Source organism: Maribacter aurantiacus, assembly GCF_005780245.1.
GTDB classification, from domain to species: Bacteria; Bacteroidota; Bacteroidia; order Flavobacteriales; family Flavobacteriaceae; genus Maribacter; species Maribacter flavus.
In genome coordinates this window covers 185,412-204,555 of record NZ_VBUK01000004.1, presented here as the reverse complement: position 1 = coordinate 204,555, position 19,144 = coordinate 185,412, and the positions used below count along the sequence as shown (strand labels likewise).

At 39.5% G+C, this 19,144-nt stretch carries 18 protein-coding genes; 13 read left to right on the top strand and 5 right to left on the bottom strand.

Annotation, left to right across the window (positions count from 1 at the left end):
• The first annotated feature begins 1 nt into the window (after position 1).
• The 7 genes from FEK29_RS09460 (at position 2) to FEK29_RS09435 (ending at position 6,970) form a co-directional block, all read left to right on the top strand.
• Positions 2–388, top strand: coding sequence for an acyl-CoA thioesterase (locus FEK29_RS09460; protein WP_138258182.1), 387 nt, complete (start codon positions 2–4; stop codon positions 386–388).
• A 113-nt stretch (positions 389–501) separates the two neighbouring features.
• Positions 502–2,034 carry a hypothetical protein gene (locus FEK29_RS09455; protein WP_240042713.1) on the top strand — a complete coding sequence of 511 codons (1,533 nt, stop codon included), beginning with the start codon at positions 502–504 and terminating at the stop codon, positions 2,032–2,034.
• A gap of 143 nt (positions 2,035–2,177) precedes the next feature.
• The gene (locus tag FEK29_RS09450; protein WP_138258180.1) at positions 2,178–2,909 is read left to right on the top strand and encodes a LytR/AlgR family response regulator transcription factor; all 732 of its coding nucleotides are present in this window, start codon (positions 2,178–2,180) and stop codon (positions 2,907–2,909) included.
• Between the two features lie 144 nt (positions 2,910–3,053).
• A complete protein-coding gene (locus tag FEK29_RS17940; protein WP_161595339.1) occupies positions 3,054–3,230 on the top strand; it encodes a hypothetical protein in 177 nt (58 codons plus the stop codon).
• Positions 3,231–3,325: 95 nt separating this feature from the next.
• Positions 3,326–5,398, top strand: coding sequence for an ATP-binding protein (locus FEK29_RS09445; protein WP_138258179.1), 2,073 nt, complete (start codon positions 3,326–3,328; stop codon positions 5,396–5,398).
• A gap of 100 nt (positions 5,399–5,498) precedes the next feature.
• Positions 5,499–6,167: a response regulator gene (locus tag FEK29_RS09440; RefSeq protein WP_138258178.1), complete on the top strand. Its 669-nt coding sequence runs from the start codon at positions 5,499–5,501 to the stop codon at positions 6,165–6,167.
• Positions 6,168–6,316: 149 nt separating this feature from the next.
• Complete coding sequence (locus FEK29_RS09435) at positions 6,317–6,970, top strand: hypothetical protein (protein WP_138258177.1); 654 nt, start codon at positions 6,317–6,319, stop codon at positions 6,968–6,970.
• Between the two features lie 195 nt (positions 6,971–7,165).
• Here FEK29_RS09435 and glyA read toward each other — a convergent pair whose 3' ends face one another.
• On the bottom strand, positions 7,166–8,455 hold the full coding sequence (glyA, locus tag FEK29_RS09430; protein ID WP_138258176.1) for a serine hydroxymethyltransferase: 1,290 nt from the start codon (positions 8,453–8,455) through the stop codon (positions 7,166–7,168).
• A 257-nt stretch (positions 8,456–8,712) separates the two neighbouring features.
• Between glyA and FEK29_RS09425 the strand changes: the two genes are divergently transcribed.
• On the top strand, positions 8,713–9,900 hold the full coding sequence (locus FEK29_RS09425) for a hypothetical protein (RefSeq protein ID WP_138258175.1): 1,188 nt from the start codon (positions 8,713–8,715) through the stop codon (positions 9,898–9,900).
• A gap of 29 nt (positions 9,901–9,929) precedes the next feature.
• On the opposite strand, the gene ytxJ is transcribed toward FEK29_RS09425, so the two are convergent.
• Positions 9,930–10,325, bottom strand: a complete 396-nt coding sequence (gene ytxJ, locus FEK29_RS09420; protein WP_138258174.1) for a bacillithiol system redox-active protein YtxJ — start codon at positions 10,323–10,325, stop codon at positions 9,930–9,932.
• 159 nt (positions 10,326–10,484) lie between these two features.
• On the opposite strand from ytxJ, the gene clpB reads away from it, so the two are divergent.
• Complete coding sequence (clpB, locus tag FEK29_RS09415) at positions 10,485–13,085, top strand: ATP-dependent chaperone ClpB (protein WP_138258173.1); 2,601 nt, start codon at positions 10,485–10,487, stop codon at positions 13,083–13,085.
• 109 nt (positions 13,086–13,194) lie between these two features.
• Positions 13,195–13,785, top strand: coding sequence for a TetR/AcrR family transcriptional regulator (locus FEK29_RS09410; RefSeq protein ID WP_138258172.1), 591 nt, complete (start codon positions 13,195–13,197; stop codon positions 13,783–13,785).
• A 39-nt stretch (positions 13,786–13,824) separates the two neighbouring features.
• On the opposite strand, the gene FEK29_RS09405 is transcribed toward FEK29_RS09410, so the two are convergent.
• A complete protein-coding gene (locus FEK29_RS09405) occupies positions 13,825–15,426 on the bottom strand; it encodes a PorP/SprF family type IX secretion system membrane protein (protein WP_138258171.1) in 1,602 nt (533 codons plus the stop codon).
• An 85-nt stretch (positions 15,427–15,511) separates the two neighbouring features.
• On the opposite strand from FEK29_RS09405, the gene FEK29_RS09400 reads away from it, so the two are divergent.
• Positions 15,512–16,054: a SixA phosphatase family protein gene (locus tag FEK29_RS09400; RefSeq protein ID WP_138258170.1), complete on the top strand. Its 543-nt coding sequence runs from the start codon at positions 15,512–15,514 to the stop codon at positions 16,052–16,054.
• On the opposite strand, the gene FEK29_RS09395 is transcribed toward FEK29_RS09400, so the two are convergent.
• Positions 16,032–16,784, bottom strand: a complete 753-nt coding sequence (locus tag FEK29_RS09395) for a DUF6503 family protein (RefSeq protein ID WP_138258169.1) — start codon at positions 16,782–16,784, stop codon at positions 16,032–16,034. The genes FEK29_RS09400 and FEK29_RS09395 overlap by 23 nt on opposite strands.
• Before the next feature lie 96 nt (positions 16,785–16,880).
• Between FEK29_RS09395 and smpB the strand changes: the two genes are divergently transcribed.
• Positions 16,881–17,342: an SsrA-binding protein SmpB gene (gene smpB, locus FEK29_RS09390; protein ID WP_138258168.1), complete on the top strand. Its 462-nt coding sequence runs from the start codon at positions 16,881–16,883 to the stop codon at positions 17,340–17,342.
• 4 nt (positions 17,343–17,346) lie between these two features.
• Here the strand turns inward: smpB and FEK29_RS09385 are convergent, their stop codons facing one another.
• The gene (locus FEK29_RS09385) at positions 17,347–17,988 is read right to left on the bottom strand and encodes a protein-L-isoaspartate(D-aspartate) O-methyltransferase (protein ID WP_138258167.1); all 642 of its coding nucleotides are present in this window, start codon (positions 17,986–17,988) and stop codon (positions 17,347–17,349) included.
• A gap of 139 nt (positions 17,989–18,127) precedes the next feature.
• Between FEK29_RS09385 and FEK29_RS09380 the strand changes: the two genes are divergently transcribed.
• Positions 18,128–19,108 carry a Gfo/Idh/MocA family protein gene (locus tag FEK29_RS09380; RefSeq protein ID WP_138258166.1) on the top strand — a complete coding sequence of 327 codons (981 nt, stop codon included), beginning with the start codon at positions 18,128–18,130 and terminating at the stop codon, positions 19,106–19,108.
• Positions 19,109–19,144 lie beyond the last annotated feature (36 nt).

Below are 19,144 nucleotides of genomic sequence, written 5' to 3'. Positions count from 1 at the left end.
TATGCCTTTTACAAAACGGCTAAAAGTTTCTGTTGAGGATTTGGACGACCTAAATCACGTAAACAATGTTAGGTACGTGCAATGGATACAGGATATTTCAAAGGAACATTGGAAGGAAAAGGCACCGTTGCAAATACAGAACAGCGTAATTTGGGTAGTACTAAAACACACCATTGAATACAAATCGCCCGCAGTTCTCAACGACCCCATACTAATTTCCACTTATATTGAAAAAAGCAAGGGTGCTATTTCCGTACGTGTAGTTGAAATGTTCCATGAAAAAACAAATACGCTTCTGGTGCGTTCATGTACTGAATGGTGTCTATTGAACAAGGACACGAAAAAGCCTATGCGAATTTCGGAGGATATCAAAAAAATATTTTCTTAGATCTTATATTGTTATAATTAATTGGGCACATATATGCTTTTCCTGTGTACTTTGGATTGCAGAATTTTTTGACCGTTAATTTTCAATTACTTGAAGTCATAATTTGAATAAAATTGAAATTTCCAATTGTAATCATACTGGTCCTTTTTGTACTCTGGGGAAGCGCTTGCAGAAAGGATTTCGAATACGCGCCAAGTGACGGACATCTTTCCTTTTCCAGGGATACGGTTTATCTGGACACTGTATTTAGCAATATTGGGAGTAGTACTTATACCTTAAAAGTATACAACACCACCAAGGACGATGTGCTCATTCCATCCATCGGTTTAAGAAACGGACCCGATAGTTATTATAAACTGAATGTGGACGGAAAAGCTGGGAATAGTTTTACAGATATTCCCCTGTATGCAGAAGACAGCCTCTTTATCTTTATCGAAACCAATGTGACCGCGCTTCCTAATGAAACTCTACAATTATTATATACCGATGCCATTCAATTCGATACCGATATCCATCAACAGGAAGTAACGCTTGTCACCTTGGTCAAGGATGCCATTTTTCTTTATCCAAAAAAGGATACAAACGGCGCAAATGAGATTATTAAATTATATACACATAAGGATGGCTCCGAGGTTTTTGTGGAAGGGTTCGATTTAAAGGACGACCAGTTACATTTTACGAACCAAAAACCGTATGTCATTTATGGATACGCCTCTGTTCCGGAAAACAAAGAGCTGGTTATAGATGCAGGTGCCAGGATCCATTTTCATAGGAATTCTGGAATATTTGTAAAGCCAACGGCCTCCTTAAAGGTTAACGGAACATTTAGTAACGACCGTGAGCAAATGGAAGGCGAGGTGATTTTTGAGGGAGATAGATTGGAACCTTCTTTTTCCAATACTCCGGGTCAGTGGGGAACCATTTTCATTGCCAATGGAAGTGCCCAAAATAGCATTGAGTATCTTACCATCAAAAATGCGGAAATTGGAATGTACGTAGCTGGGAATATAGAAAACGATACTAGTACCTTGGAGATTAACAATAGTCAGATCCATAATAGCGCTATTCATAGTCTTTGGGCACGGTCGGCCACAATAACCGCACAAAATCTTCTTTTGGGCAGTTCGGGTAGTGCATCCTTATATTGTGAATTGGGTGGCCGATACGAATTTACACATGCCACCATAGCCAATTACTGGAATGGCTTTAGGACGGGAAGAGCGTTGAGCTTAAGTAATCACGGAAGTATGGATGCTGTTGCAGGAGCTGATTTGATTCAGGCCGATTTTAAAAATTGTATTATAGACGGAAATTCCATGTCGGAACTCCTGCTCTCCTCCAATAAGGAGAACACCTTTAACTACTTATTTCAAAATTGTTTTCTAAAATTCAGGGAAACGGATTCGGATTCACAGGACGCGACTTTATACGACTTTGAGGGACCTGCTTTTGAAAACATCATTTTAAACGGTAACCCGGATTATTTCAATCCCAGGGACAATGATTTTAGAATCGGTCTTGATTCCGATGTTATCAATAAAGGAAGTATCCCCTTTGCCCAAGAAGTACCTTTTGACTTACTTAATACGGTTAGAACTTCCGCACCGGATTTGGGCGTTTATCAGGCTACGGCAAAAGAGGAGTAGTCCATATCTTAATTTTATAGCCGAAAATACTTTCATAATCAATTAATTAGGAAAGAATATTACAATATCCTCCATTTTTATAAGGATTTCCTAGTTCAAAGACTTTTGGTCTATTAGTAAATTGCACTAGAACTCTAGTGGATTTGGAATATTCGTATGTCATAATTGATTCTGATGCCGTCTCCAATTTGCAACTCGGTACATTTTTGGAGGAACATGGCGACTTTGTCTGTTCTGGTATGGCCAATGGGCCTGATGACGGACTGAACCAAATTTTAAAATACACGCCAGATTTGGTTTTTGTCAATCTAGACCAAAAAGCTCAGTCACTTTTTCAAATGGTGATGGAAATGCATCAATACCTTTTGGAAATGCCTATGGTCATTGGCATATCAAAGTCAAAGAAACACGCCTATGACGCCATAAAAAATGGATTTTTTGATTATTGGTTGGCGCCCTTCAATGAGTTCGATATTAGAAAATCCTTGTTAAAACTGAGGAAAAGAATGCCAAAGACCAAGGAACCTCAGACCATTTGCTTAAAATCCTATAATGATTTCCAATATCTGGACACTAAGGATATACTCTACCTACAGGCCGACAATAATACCACCGAATTCTTTATGAGGGACGGAACGGTTATAAATGCCTTCAAGACCTTAAAAACGTTCGAAAACCAACTGCCTCAAAACTTCATCCGTATCCATCAAAGCTACATCGTAAACACGGACTTTGTGTCAAGAATCAATTTTGGTAAAAATATCTGTGCTCTAAAGGAAGGAGATAAAAACCTGCCATTCTCAAAAACATATAAGGAAAGAATGGATCAACTAAAGATAATCCTCTCAAAGAACAGCGTTTCCTCGCTAAATTGAACAAATTCTTTCAAAACCGGTTCAAATACTCATAGAATTAATTACTCTACTAACTACTGCAAAATCAAGGTTTTATTTTCTTGTACACCTATTACTTTGGTAACGTAATAAAAAAAGCAACACTAAAATTTAAAACCTTACAAAATGAAAAAAATAGTTAGTATCGCAGCTGTCGCCTTAATGGCTTTAGGATTGACCACCTATGTAATTGAAAACACCGCAAACGAGTTTGACTTCATGAAAGATTTGAGCACCATGTTGGCGTGTGATGGTTGCTCCTCAAATGATGATAGAAGAGATCCTCCTTACGGCAAGGCATAATTTTAGTTAAATAAATATTTTAGACGCCCGGCAATAAATGTCCGGGCGTTTTGTTATCTTGTAAGTATTCAGTTACAAAGTGAAAATTACAAGGATTGAAAAAAATTGTTTTATTAATAGCCTTTTATGGCATTTTAGTGAACACCACGAATTCACAGTCGGTCTCTGGAGAAGATATTTCAATTCAAAAGGAAGTTGAGTTAAAAATCAAAAATGGAAGTGTAGAATCCATTTCTTCTAAAAAAAGAAAGAAAGAATTAACAGAGGCATTTGATTTACTAACTAATATTAAAAATGACAGCCTAAAACTTCAATTGTTATCCAATCTTTCCTACTATATTGAACCGCGAGACTCTGCTTTTTTTAGAGAAGTAAATTCCAGAACAATACAGCTCGCAACAAATAGTAGGGATTCAACTTCCTTAGCGTACGCTTATTGGGACTTAGGGTATTTCTTTACTAGAACCGCCGTTAAAGATAGTGCTTATTATAGCTATTCTGAAGCACAAAAAATATTTGAAAATAAAAATGATACCTTTCATTCTGCTCGAATGCTGTACAATATGGCCAAGCAACAACAAGAGATTAGGGACTATATTGGAAGTGAAGCAAATACTATTGCTGCCATTGAAAGACTCAAACCTTTAAAAAAAAATAAGGAATTATACAATTCCTATAATACGTTAGCTATAATATCTCAGGCACTTGGTGAATATGATTTATCAATAAAGTATTATGATGAGGCCTTAAATTACTTGGAAAAACTTCAAAATTCGAATTATGACATAAATCAAAATATTAATAATAGAGGTATGGTATATTTAACTATGGGTGAATATGTCAAGGCGTATGAAAATTTTCAACGAAACTATAATGATCCCATTTTAAAAAATCAAAAAAATGAGATTTATGCCAAAACCCTAAGTAATTTGGCATTAACCAAAATTCACTTGAAGGAAGATTCCGGAGTTTCAAAATTAATCGAAGAGTCAATAGAAATTAATGATAGTCTTAAAGACATTAGGGGCTTGGCTTCCTCTTATTTTGCAAAATCAAAATTTCACTTGTATGAAAATGATACGTTAAATGCTATTAATAGCGCCGAAAAGGCTATAGAGTTGGCAAGTGAAAGTTTAAGTTATGAGCGTCTTTTGGAAACCTATGCTTTTTTAGCGGAAATTGATAACAAGAATGCCTCCAAATATGCTCAAAAGTATATAGCCTTGAATGACAGTATTGTAATGGAAGAGCGGCAGGCACGCAATAAGTTTGCACGCATCCGTTTTGAAACAGATGAATTTATAGCCCAAAATGAGCAATTGGAAGAGGAGACCGCTATTTTGGCCAGACAGAAACAAATTTGGTCCGGTGTAGCCTTGGGTTTCTTTCTTTTGGGAATATCTGTTTATATAATTATCAATCAAAGGGCCAAAAACCAAAAACTATTATTTGCCCAGCAGCAACAGGCAAATAATCAAGAGATTTTCAATTTGATGCTTACTCAAAAACAAAAAGTGGACGAGGTCAAGAGATTGGAACAAAAACGAATTTCAGAGGAACTTCATGATGGTGTACTTGGGAAAATGTTAGGTGCGAGAATGGTGTTGACCGGTCTAAACAAAAGAACGGGACCAGAAGCTATAGAGGCAAGATTGGAGGCCATTAACGCGCTAAAGAATGTGGAGCAGGAAGTAAGGTCTATTTCTCATGAGCTGAGTCATAGTGCCTACCAGAAAATCAATAATTTTATAAACTCAGTTGAAGATTTATTAGGTACGGTCAAAGAAAGTTCCCATATTATCACTATTTTCAACTACGACGAAGACGAGGATTACGATGCGCTTAAGGGTGAAATCAAGATAAATTTATATCGAATGATTCAGGAATGCTTGCAAAATGCCATTAAGCATTCTGATGGCAAAACTTTCTTCGTAAAATTTGAAAGAAACGGTGATATTCTAAATGTTGAGATGGGCGACGACGGAAAAGGGTTTGATTTGGAAAAGGAAAAGAGGGGTATTGGAATGCGTAATATCAGTTCTAGGGTAGAAAAACTGAACGGAACGTGGAAGGTAATATCAGAACCCATGAAAGGAACTACTATTACCCTGGAAATACCCTTACAACATGTGGATTCCAATTCTCAAGCCGCATTACAGAAAGTTTGAGTTAATTTCGCATAAAGAATAAAACAATAAAGCATCAATAAAACTTGTTATAGAATTTATCTGGATGTTAATTGAAAGTAGGACCATTTAATTAAAATAAATGAAAACGGTAAGGATTTTGGCGGTTGATGATCATGAAATGACAACTTTAGGATACAAGTATATCCTTGAAGATTCAGAGTTTGAAGATTTTACCGTGAAAGTGGATATAGCTAAAAGTTATGATAGGGGTAAAGAAAAAATAGAGCACTCTGCACGAACTCTCCCCTATGATATTATTCTATTGGACATTCAATTATTCCCAGCTGAATCCAAAGATCCAAGATCTGGGGTAGATTTGGGTAAGTTGGCGAGGGAAATCGTACCTGACTCCAAAGTAGTTTTCATGTCATCTTTCAGTGATAGCTATAGAATCAACAATATTTTCAAGGCCGTGAATCCCGATGGTTACATGGTAAAATCGGAAATAGATGAAATGTCCCTAAGAACCATGGTGGATACAGTTGTAAAAAAACCTCCATACTATACGGCCAGTGCCTTAGGAGCGGTCCGTAGGAGAATGGCCAGTAATATTGACATCGATGAGCAGGACCAAAAAATTCTTTATTATTTATCCTTGGGAACAAATACGCGGGATATAGCCCCGTTGATAGCATCGGCAAATACAACTGTAGAAGCGCGGAAACGACAATTAAAGTCCTTATTTGGAGTCAAAAATGGTAATGATCTTGCACTAATAGAGGAAGCCAAAAAAAGAGGCTTTTTATAACTAACTTTTGTTAAATTTTAAGTAGTTGATTTTCAGTTAATTATTTAATTTTATTTCAGAATATCAGAATATCCTCAGAAATTCTAAGGTTTTCCTAAGTCCATCGGATTTTCTTTACGGCTATCTTTATGATAAAAGCTTCATAAAGTATGCACTTCAAACCACATAATTACCAACATATTTATTTTGAAAATGCAAAATGCTCGGATGCCGTTGGTGGCTTGGAAGAATTTAAAAAATCTATTGAATTAAGGTTCTTTGCCGATGTGACCCTAAAAACATCCGGTACATATAATGAAAAATTGGATTTGGTTCTGGAATTGGATTGTCCATTAAATCTATTGGATGTACTAGGCCACTTCAACAAAGGACTTTGGGGAAGTACCGAAGCTACAAATTTCGTTTTGGCTCAATGTTTCAATGTACTATTGGAGCAAAACAAAGAGTTAGAAATAGACATTCAGGAATTTACCCTTTACCTTAAGGATACCAATGTAATCATCAAGAATATATATCGGCATAGCATTCCTGAACAGTTCAACAACATAATTACAGAAATTGCAGAACAGTACGTATCAATAACAAAAGGACTTACCGAACAGCCCGAGGAAATTTTCATTCCTGTTTTTGAAGACCCATTGACAAATCCATTTGACTGTCATTTTCAGGAAAAGCTTCCACAGCCAACCTCGTATAACGAATATTGGGGTATCTATTTGGATACCGCCGAGGAAGGGGAAATTTTTGATGTTCGGCAAAAAAAATTCATTTCCGCAAATCTTGATTATTTTTTATACGAGTAAGAAATTCATTAGTGCCGCCAAGGTGTTTAATCTAAACTATTCCTTTGGTCACTATCTCGGTTATAGCATCAGGTGGTTCACATCCTAAATGCAAACAAAAGGCTGAGACCAAGACAAAAGGTCTCATCTCTTTACTCTTGTAGCGCAGCGAACTTGATTTCTGAGACCTCTACGGCTCTGCCTCGAGGTAGATAATTAAGCCTTAACGGTCATTTCGTTGAATATGGCCCTACCTCCCATCATCGCATTCACCTGCTTCCGTACTTCGGAGATTACCTGATTATCCTCTGGGTTTGTAAGAACCTTATCTATCAAATCCACAACTGTTTTCATATCGTCTTCCAACAATCCCCTTGTTGTGATGGCCGCAGTTCCAAAACGTATGCCAGAGGTTACAAACGGTGATTTATCATCAAAAGGAACCATATTCTTATTTGCGGTGATATCGGCCAAGACCAAGGCTTTTTCGGCATCCTTTCCAGTAATTCCCTTGTTACGAAGGTCGATCAGCATCATATGATTGTCGGTTCCCCCTGAAATTATGTTATAATCCTTGGCTACAAAAGCCTTTGCCATGGCATCGGCGTTCTTCTTTACCTGCGTCATATACACGCCAAATTCCTCGGTAAGGGCCTCACCAAAAGCAACGGCCTTGGCGGCGATAATATGCTCTAAGGGACCACCCTGATTCCCTGGAAAAACCGCCAAATCCAATAAAGCGGACATTTTTCTTAGACTACCGTTTTTTAAAGTAATCCCAAACGGATTGTCAAAATCCTTACCCATCAAGATCAAGCCTCCCCTTGGTCCCCGCAATGTTTTATGCGTGGTGGTGGTAACAATATGACAATGGGGAATTGGGTCGCTCAATAGACCCTTGGCAATTAATCCTGCAGGATGCGAAATATCGGCAAGCAGGAGTGCCCCAACACTATCGGCTATCTCCCGAAACCTTTTAAAATCCATATCCCTCGAATAGGCAGATGCTCCCGCTATGATCATTTTTGGTTGCTCCCTTTTTGCGATTTCCTCGATTTTATCGTAATTCAAGGTTCCGGTCTTTTCGTCTACACCATAAAAAACAGGATTGTATAATTTACCTGAAAAGTTCACTGGTGAGCCATGGGTAAGGTGCCCGCCATGCGATAAATCAAAACCTAGTATAGTATCACCAGCTTGTAGACAGGCATGGTATACGGATGCATTGGCCTGGGAGCCGGAATGCGGTTGTACGTTCGCATATTCTGCACCAAACAGTTCCTTTGCCCTATCTATGGCCAATTGTTCCACTTCATCAACTACTTCACAACCACCGTAATAGCGTTTTCCAGGATATCCCTCTGCATATTTGTTGGTAAGTACGGAACCCGCAGCCTCCATAACCTGTGGGCTTACAAAGTTCTCTGAAGCTATCAACTCAATACCATTTGTTTGACGCTTTCTTTCCGCTTCAATGAGTTCAAAAATTCGGGTATCCCTTTCCATGACTTTATGAATTTTAATTCTTGTGCAAAAGTACAATATGCCCTAATTTCTATTACTATAAAATTTAGCATGTCTATATATTTTTATTAAACAAGCGTTAATAACTAAAATGTGGGAATTCATACATGGTACCTAAAAAGAAATTAAAAAGTACCGTTCATTCACTTTACACTATTCTTTATCCTTTTTCGTTATGTATGGGAATATTTCTGGCATAGGTCTTGAAATATGACATTGAAACCCATAAAGTTTTAGTTATGAAAAGATTTCTACTATTATTTGGAATAAGTGCTTTTTTACTTTCATGTAATGGAGTAAAAAGGACTCAGGAAGCATTGAATACAGGAAATTACAATGCTGCCATTAACAAAGCGATCGTAAATATTGCTGAAAACAAGACAAAGAAAAGTAATCAGGCATTCATTGTCCTTTTGGAGGAGGCCTATCAAAAGAATACGGAAAGGGAACTTCAAAACATCAAGTTTCTAAAAAAGGATGGCAACCCGGCAAATTATGAAACCATTTACGAGTCCTATGTTCGATTAAAGGAAATACAGGAAGGGATCCGACCCTTACTTCCTTTATACATCATGGACGAGGGAAGGGACGCCCGATTCAATTTCAATAACTATGATTCCGATATTATTGCCTCCAAGGATTATTTGTCGGATTATCTATACAACAATGCTGTTGGTCTTTTAGGAAATGCAAGATATAAAAATGAATATAGGGAAGCTTATGACGATTTGAAGTATTTAGAGGAAATCAATCCAAATTATCGGGATACCAAAGATAAAATGGACGAAGCCTATCAGAAAGGTTTGGATTTTGTCCTGGTGGAAATGGTAAACAATACGGATAAGGTCATCCCCCAACGTTTGGAGGATGAATTATTGAACCTGAATACCTATGGGTTGAACAACCTCTGGACCGAATATCATACCAATAGGCTTTCCAATATAGATTACGACTATTTGATGGAGGTTTCCTTTCAGGACATTAACATTTCACCAGAGCAGGTGAACGAAAAACAGATCATTAAGGAAAAACAGATCAAGGACGGATTTCAATATGTGGAGGACCAAAATGGCAATATTGTCAAGGACAGTCTTGGAAACAAGATCAAGGTGGACAAATTTAAAACCGTGCGTTGTGATTTCTACCAGTTCACCCAGTTCAAAAGTGCCCAAGTAGTTGGAGTAGTCAATTTTACAGATTTACGAAAACAACAGCAAATAAACCAGTATCCTTTGGCAAGTGAATTTGTGTTCGAACATATTTATGCCAATTACAATGGGGATAAAAGGGCCTTGGACAATGATCTTTTACCGTTTCTTCAAGCGGTACGAGTGCCGTTTCCAACAAACGAACAAATGGTCTACGACGCCGGTGAGGATTTAAAGAACAATCTAAAATCCATACTCACAAGACAACGGTTTAATTAAAAAAGGAACTCCGCAAAAGCGGAGTTTTTTTATACATATTTTTCCAAGCTGATATCGGAGATTCCTCCATGCGAACTATGCGCCACTACCACCCCGTTTTTAATTATCAATAATTGGGGAGACTGATGCAAAACTTCGAACCTATCAGCAATTGCATTGGAAATAGCCCTATACGCGTGTAAATCCAAAAAGTAGAGGTCCATTTGGGAGGGTTCTAAAGAAAAAGACGCATTGAACATGTTCAGCACCATTCTGCTCACCCCGCAGGTTGTTGAGTGCTTAAAAATAGCCTGAGATTTATTTTTTGATTTTGCTACGATTTCCTCCAATTGGTCGGGATTGTTAAGGGTAATCCACGGGATGTCATTTTTTCCATCCTTTTCAATGTTACTATTTTTATTAAAAAAATTCCCGAATAATGCCATCTTAAACTAACTTTAAATGATTGCTTTTAACTTTTAGTCAAAACTGACTTTATGTCTTTAAAAAATTGACTTCGCAGGACATTTTGTCCTGTTATTTCAATTGGTAGGATTGTTGAGTACTTCCTTACAAAAGTAACATTCAACACAAAATTTACACATATGAACTTTAATAATTTCACCATAAAATCCCAGGAGGCCGTTCAGCAGGCCCAGGTCATTGCACAATCATTGGGGCATCAACAAATTGAGAACGAACATCTTTTCAAGGCCATAACAGAAGTAGAGGAAAATGTGGTTCCCTTCATTTTTAAAAAGTTGGGGCTTAACGCCAACCTGATAAAACAGATTTTAGAAAAGGAGCTAAACTCCTTTCCTAAAGTACAGGGCGGCGACATTATGCTTTCTCGTGAAGCGGGTAAGACCGTAAATGAAGCTTCCATCATTGCCAAAAATATGGGCGATGAATATGTCTCCATAGAGCACCTGCTTTTGGCAATCTTTAAATCTAAGAGTAAAATAGCCCAGATTTTAAAGGACCAAGGGGTTACGGAGAAAAATCTGCTAGCTGCCATCAATGAATTACGGAAGGGTACCAAGGTGACTTCTCAAAGTGCGGAGGAAACTTATAATTCATTGAACAAATATGCCAAAAACCTCAATGAATTGGCGGACAGTGGAAAATTAGACCCGGTTATTGGAAGAGATGAAGAGATAAGAAGGGTATTGCAAATCCTATCAAGAAGGACCAAAAACAATCCCATGCTGGTTGGGGAACCCGGTGTTGGTAAAACGGCCATTGCGGAGGGATTGGCGCATAGAATCGTGCAAGGCGACATCCCCGAAAATTTGAAGGACAAAGTCATTTACTCCCTGGACATGGGTGCCCTTATTGCGGGAGCCAAGTACAAAGGAGAATTTGAGGAGCGTCTAAAGGCGGTAATTAAAGAGGTCACGAGTGCAGATGGTGCCATAATCTTATTTATCGATGAAATCCATACCTTGGTAGGTGCAGGCGGAGGACAAGGTGCTATGGATGCTGCAAACATTTTAAAACCTGCCTTGGCAAGGGGCGAGCTTAGGGCTATTGGCGCCACAACTTTGGACGAGTATCAAAAGTATTTTGAAAAGGACAAGGCACTGGAACGTCGATTCCAAAAAGTGACCGTGGACCAGCCCGATACGGAAAGTGCCATTTCCATCCTCAGAGGTATCAAGGAACGCTATGAAACCCATCACAAGGTGCGTATAAAGGATGAAGCGGTAATCGCTGCGGTAGAATTATCCCAACGCTACATTACCAATAGATTTTTACCGGACAAGGCAATTGACCTCATGGACGAGGCGGCATCAAAATTGCGTATGGAAATCAATTCCAAACCAGAGGAATTGGATGTGCTGGACAGAAGGATCATGCAGCTTGAAATCGAAATTGAGGCCATAAAGCGAGAAAACGATCAATCAAAATTAAAATCGCTCAATTTGGAACTCGCCAATGTAAAGGAAGAACGAAACGAGATTTTTGCCAAGTGGGAGACTGAAAAATCGGTTGTGGATAACATCCAAAAAACCAAAATGGACATTGAAAACTTTAAGGCCGAAGCGGAACGTGCGGAGCGTAATGGAGACTACGGAAAAGTAGCTGAAATACGATACGGTAAAATCAAGGAGGCCCAGGAAAACCTTGCAAAACTGCAAGAAGAACTGGACCAACAGCAAAATGCTGGCACACTTATTAAAGAAGAAGTGACCAGCGAGGATATCGCCGAAGTGGTAGCCAAATGGACCGGTATTCCTGTGACAAAAATGTTGCAAAGCGAACGGGAAAAACTTTTGAACCTTGAAAATGTCTTACATAAAAGGGTTGTGGGGCAAGACGAGGCCATTCAGGCAGTCTCCGATGCGATTCGAAGAAGCAGGGCCGGTTTACAGGATATGAAAAAACCGATTGGTTCCTTTCTTTTCCTGGGTACCACGGGTGTTGGTAAAACGGAGCTGGCCAAAACCTTGGCGTCCTATTTGTTCGACGATGAAAATGCCATGACCAGAATCGACATGAGCGAGTATCAGGAAAGACATTCCGTTAGTAGATTGGTGGGTGCTCCTCCGGGATACGTGGGCTATGACGAGGGAGGTCAGCTCACCGAAGCCGTAAGGAGACGCCCCTACTCCGTTGTGTTGCTGGATGAAATTGAAAAGGCACATCCGGATACCTTTAACATTTTGCTACAGGTTTTGGATGAAGGAAGATTGACGGATAACAAGGGCCGTGTTGCCGATTTTAAGAATACGATCATCATAATGACCAGCAATATGGGTAGCCAGATTATTCAGGAGAAATTTGAAAACTCCACGGATATCCATAGTGCATCGGAAGCGGCACGAGTGGAAGTTCTTGGGCTGTTGCACAAAATGATTCGGCCAGAATTTTTAAACAGAATCGACGACATCATCATGTTCACTCCGCTGACCAAAGAGGATATCAGGCAGATTGTGAAGCTTCAGTTGGAAGGCTTGAAAAAAATGTTGGACAAACAGAATATTACCTTGGATGCTACCGATGAGGCCATTGATTACCTGGCGGAACGTGGATACGAACCACAATTTGGCGCAAGACCCGTAAAAAGGACCATTCAAAAAGAGGTTTTGAACAATATGTCCAAGGAACTCTTAAGCGGTAAAATCAAATCCGATAGTGTGATTCTATTGGATGCATTTGACGACGAACTGGTCTTTAGAAACCAGAACGATTTGGTCATGTAAATGGATTTTCAAATCTAAAGACACCCTGAATATATTTTCAGGGTGTTTTTTTATTCGTATTATATACCATGCAGTATTGTTTTTTTATCTTCGTATAAAACATTGGAACATGTCCACCAAAGCTGAAAAAACCACTGCCTACATCATTGAAACAGTTGCCCCAATTTTCAACAAACACGGTTACATAGGTACTAGCATGAGCGACCTTACGGATGCAACGGGTCTTACAAAGGGAGCACTTTACGGTAATTTTGAAAATAAGGAAGCCTTGGCGCTTTCGGCGTTTGAACACAATAGCAAGATACTCTTGGATGCTTTGGACAAGGCCATTGGGGTTTCCGGTTCTACCATGGACAAATTAAAGAGTCTCATGGATTTCTATAAGAAATACGACACTTTTACACTTCCCTTGGGTGGATGCCCTGTTTTGAATGTTGGGGTCGATGCACAGCATAACAATAAACTATTGGCTTCGGCAGCTAAGGAAACTATTAAGGAAATAGAGGGAAAAATCGCTTTGGTATTGGAAAATGGTGTCAATAAAGGGGAAATCAAAATACCGGTATCCCCGCTACAGTTTGCCAAGCAATTATTTACCATGGTTCAAGGTGCAGTTGCCATGTCTACCATAACAATGGACCGAAAGTATCTCCTGAACACCATGACCTATTTGGAAGTGCTGGTAAAGCGGGAATTATAGCACGTACCACATTCTTCTATACACTCCTTTAATAAGGAATTATTCACCAACCACCCGGAATATCCAGGTCTTTTCCGTATACCTTCCTCCAAAATTGGAATCCCGTGCGGACCTTGCTTCGGATATGGAATCGTACCGGGCCAAGAATACGTAGTTGTATTTGTTCGTCTCTCTATAAAATGATCCCGGGGTCAGGCCCTTTTTCTGCAAATCAGCCATAAAGGCGTCGAAATAACGTTTGGTACCAAAAACATTGGCAATTAGATAATAGCCAGGTTCCAAGGTTCCCTGTTTGGTCACTTCCTCATAACGCTCGCCTTTCTCAGGGGTTACGACCTCTTTCCTTGCATCTTCGGCCTCCGCCAATTTTACTTGTGCTATAGAATCTTGTTTGCGCTGTTGTTCCAATACCAAGGCTTCTTCCATGGCCTTTTTGGCTGCATGGGTAGAATCGATTTTTCTTTGTTGAGCTATTGCTTGGGCTTCCGCCAAGGCCGCATTTTCCTTGGCAAAATTTAATGAATCCCGTTTTCTTTGGGCTTCTAGTTTTGATGCTTCCATGGCCAATTGCTCCAATCTAGTTGCTTCCCTTATGGAATCTTTTTGCCGCTGGCGTTCCAATTTGGCCATTCGCTCCTCCTCTTTTTGTGCTTCACGCTGTGCCAGTTTTTCGGATCTGGTCAACTCTGGTTCAACGGGTTCGTCAACAATAAGCTCTTCCTGTGGATATCGTTCTTCTGAGGATAATGGTCCCAATTTATAGGATGTGACCAGTTCAAAGGTAGGGTCGGTTCCTTTTAGGTCATTGGAAACACCAAATTCCACCAAAGCGCCCAATGAAAAGCGTTTAAAAAATCGGCCCCCGGCACCTCCTGAAATTCCATAAAAACTATTGTAACCCAGTTGCGTCCAAAACTTGTTTGTACTTAATAGGGCATTAATTCCCAACTGGGAATCAAAACCGGGTATGGATTTGTAATAGAGGGTTGGTCTTAAAACCGAGTTTTCATAGGACGAAAGTATACCTACCGGAAAATCGTAACTGGCGAGGGCCAGGAATATCCGTCCGTCGGTACTGGTATTCCTTTCGTTCGTACTGATATTGTAATCCATTAAATTTTCCGAGGACAGTCCCAAACTAAACTTATCGATCCGTACATTGATGCCCGGTGCCATTTGCACAATGAAATCATTGGTGATTTCGGTCTGTATCGGATTTGGTATGAAAAACCGTTGGTCCGCCAATTTTTGCTGAAACCCCAAAATATTGATTCCAACTCCCAAACTTGCCGTTTCGCTCAATGGAATATTATAGGCGTAATTGGCAACGATACCTGTATTAATAAAGATTTCCGTATTCTGCTGAAAGAATCCCAAACCTGCCGTGGAAAGCTCGTTCAGACTATGGGAGTAATTAAAAAATAAGCTCGTTGGGTCACCATCAACGGTCTGCCATTGCCACCTTGACCAGAATGCAAAAGAGGATGGATCGTTCCTATCCAATGCAAAGGCCGGGTTCAGTAGACTGGAATTGTATTCCGTTAAATTGTGCTGTCGATAATCACTAGGAAGTGCGACATCCTGAGCATTTAAACCAACAACTACAAAAACAATAAGAAGTGCCCCACAAAATTTATTCATATGCAAAAAAACAAAAAATAGCGGTGTAACGTACTATTTTAAAGTAAATTTAGTTCTGTATAAACGCAATTGTTAACGCTGAACCATGAAAGTACTAAAGATTCTATCAATTTGTCTTTTGTTGACTATTTTTTCCTGCAAAGAGGATACGCCTGTTGAAAAACAGGATGCGAGTTCGGGTATTTCCACCTTTTATTTTATAAGACATGCAGAAAAGGATAGAACCGATCCAGAGGATGCAGACCCAGAACTCAACCAAAGTGGTCTGGGAAGGGCCATGCATTGGGCCGAAATTTTAAATGAAGTGGACTTGGATGCCATTTATTCCACAAATTTCAACAGGACATCCATGACAGCGGCACCAACATCGGTGAAAAAGAACATTGACGTGCAATACTACGATCCAAGAATTTTGGATATAGACCAGTTTAAAAAGGACAATCTAAATAAAAATGTTCTTGTCGTAGGCCATAGCAATACCACACCAGAATTTGTAAACTTACTTTTAGGTGAGGACCGATATGCTCCCATTGACGACGCTGAAAATGGAACCTTGTTCATAGTGACCATTGTAAACGGTGTCCCCTCAAGTACCCGATTGGTTTTTAATTGTAATTGCCCCGATTAACTTTCACGTTTTCCAAGGTAATATTTGAAAGTAATTCCAATTGGTTGTTTACAAATAGACTGTCAATGTTGTAGATTGACGTATTCTTTAATTTGGGTTTATAATTTTTATAGTCCACAAACCTGATATCGCCCACATAACGTTCGTTATACGCCTCCCGAAAACGCTGGCCACCTCCATTAACATGAAATTCATAGGCCAAATAATCGGGTTTAAAGGTTTCCGTATGGAACCAATAGATATAAACATCGTCAAAATCATCTCCGCCGCCTTCTTCTTTAAAGGTAACCTCGATTTTGTAATACGATTTGCCCTTAATGTCGACTTTACCCAAAAGCTTCTTCTGTACGGCCCTGTCGTTCAAACCGTAGGGCAGATTGGCAAAATAATGCACGGAGTTCACGGAATTGGCATAGTTGTTTGCTAGAGAATCGGTCAATACAATAAGACTGTCATTTACAAATCGCTTAAATCCAGAGGGTTCCTTTCTATCCAAAATAAGGGCCGTGTCACTTTCTATAATCCGCTCCAAGACTTTATTTCCATTCTCCAATTTTGAACTGTAATGAATGTCCCTAAAGTCAAAGTCGATATTGGACTTCGTATAGTTACTCCCACCGCTTACTTGAATACTTTGGTCTATTATTTCTTGGGCTGTGGGAATCTTTTCCTTTACCTCACAGCTCATAATAAGGCCAAGTAAAACGAAAAATGAAATAATTCTGGTCATTGATGTTTTCATGCTTAATCGTATACCTATCGGATTCATTACAAAATAAATGCAATAAAACCTTATATCGCTTAAATGTGCTTATTTTTGTGGGAAATGCAAAAGAACATCAACATAAAAAATAAAAGGGCACGCTTTGAATATGAGCTGTTGGAAACCTTTACGGCAGGTATCGTACTAGCGGGAACCGAGATAAAATCCATCCGGTATGGAAAGGCTTCCATAACTGAAAGTTTTTGCGAGTTCAATGACCGTGGAGAACTTTTTGTTATCAATATGCAGATCGACGAGTATTCCCATGCATCGCACTTTAACCACAAACCCAAAGCGGAGCGTAAGCTCCTTTTGAACAAACGGGAGTTGAAAAAATTGCATAAAGAGGTCAAAACGACCGGACTTACCATAGTTCCGTTGACCCTATTTATCAATGACCGTGGTCTTGCCAAAATACAGATTGCTTTGGCAAAAGGTAAAAAGCTTTACGATAAAAGGGAAACCATTAAGGACAGGGACAATAAGCGTAACCTGGATCGTATAAAAAAGAGCTTTAATGCCTAACTGCCTAGTTTTTGTCCTCCAACAAGGGCACAAACCGGAAAGAACCGTATTCCGTCTTTTTGAATTCCTTTTCAGAAGTTCTCTCAAAAAGCGTCATAATCTGCTCTTCGTATCCAACAGGAATCACAAGCCTACCCCCTACTTTTAGTTGGGACATCAATGCCTTTGGTACTTCTGGCGCACCAGCCGTAACGATAATGCGGTCAAAGGGTGCTTCTTCGGGAAGGCCTTTATAACCATCCCCAAAAACAAACTTCTTGGGGCGATAGCCCATTTTTTTAAAGAAGAGGTTCGTTTTTTTAAAAAGTTCCAACTGTCTTTCAATGGTGAAGACTTTTGCCTTGCATTTTAACAGCACGGCAGTTTGGTAACCACTTCCGGTGCCTATTTCCAAAACACTCAAATTGGGTTCCAGTTGCAATAATTCCGTTTGAAAGGCAACGGTATAGGGTTGGGAAATTGTTTGGTCTGCAGCAATAGGAAATGCTTTGTCTTGATATGCATGCCCTTCAAAACTACTGTCCATAAAAAGATGCCTCGGCACTGCCCTGATGGCATCCAAGACCTTATTGTCGGTTATGCCCTTTTCAATCAGCAATTCTGCCAATTGATTTCGCATGCCCCTGTGTTTATAGGTGTCTTTCAATGTTAGCTTGGTTTGGTTACCAAAGTTATAAAAGATAGCATTAGAAATGAAGTGGCCCCAATGGTAATTATCAAAAATGGATTTTACAATGCTGTCGTAACTTATAAACTATGTGTATTTTTGATGAAAAAGTTACAACATGCTCAAAGTTGGGGTTCTAGGGGCCGGTCATTTAGGCAAGATTCATTTACGTTTGCTAAACCAATCCGAAAAATATGAATTGAAAGGGTTTTATGATGCCGATATCATGAATGGTACTAAAGTGGAGACCGAGTTTGGTTATACTTATTTTGACAACATCAACACGCTGATAAATGCCGTTGATGTGGTCGATATTGTCACTCCTACCCTTTCCCATTACGAATGCGCCAAGAAGGCCATGGAAAAAGGCAAGCATGTTTTTATTGAAAAACCCATTACCAATACCTTGGAAGAAGCTGAAACGCTTTTGGTTCTTGAGCAAAAATTTGGGGTCAAGGGACAAGTGGGCCACGTGGAACGCTTCAACCCTGCTTTTACTGCAGTTAGGGAATCCATAAACCAACCCATGTTCATTGAAACGCATCGTTTGGCGGAGTTCAATCCCAGGGGTACGGATGTTCCGGTTGTATTGGATTTGATGATTCATGATATCGATGCCATTTTGAGCGTGGTGAATTCGAAGGTAATAGGGATAAAGGCAAGTGGGGTATCGGTGTTGAGTCAGTCCCCGGACATTGCGAATGCCCGATTGGAATTTGAGAATGGCTGCGTCGCCAACCTAACCGCAAGCCGTATTAGTCTTAAGAACATGCGTAAATCTAGATTTTTCCAAAAGGACGCTTATATATCCGTGGATTTTCTGGAGAAAAAGGTGGAAGTAGTGAAAATGAAGGACGCACCGGAGGTTCCCGGGGATTTTGATATGATCTTGCAAAATGCGGAAGGCGTTAAAAAGCAGATTTATTTTGAAAATCCTTCCATTTTGGGCAACAACGCTATTTTGGATGAACTTGAATCTTTTGCCGATGCAATTAACAACAATACTAGGCCCACAGTAACATTGCAACAGGGTACGGAGGCCTTAAAAGTGGCCCTACAGATTATAGATGCATTTGAGAATAAATCACTGCTGGGATGATTATTGTAATCTCCTAAATGCTTTAAATAAAAGAAA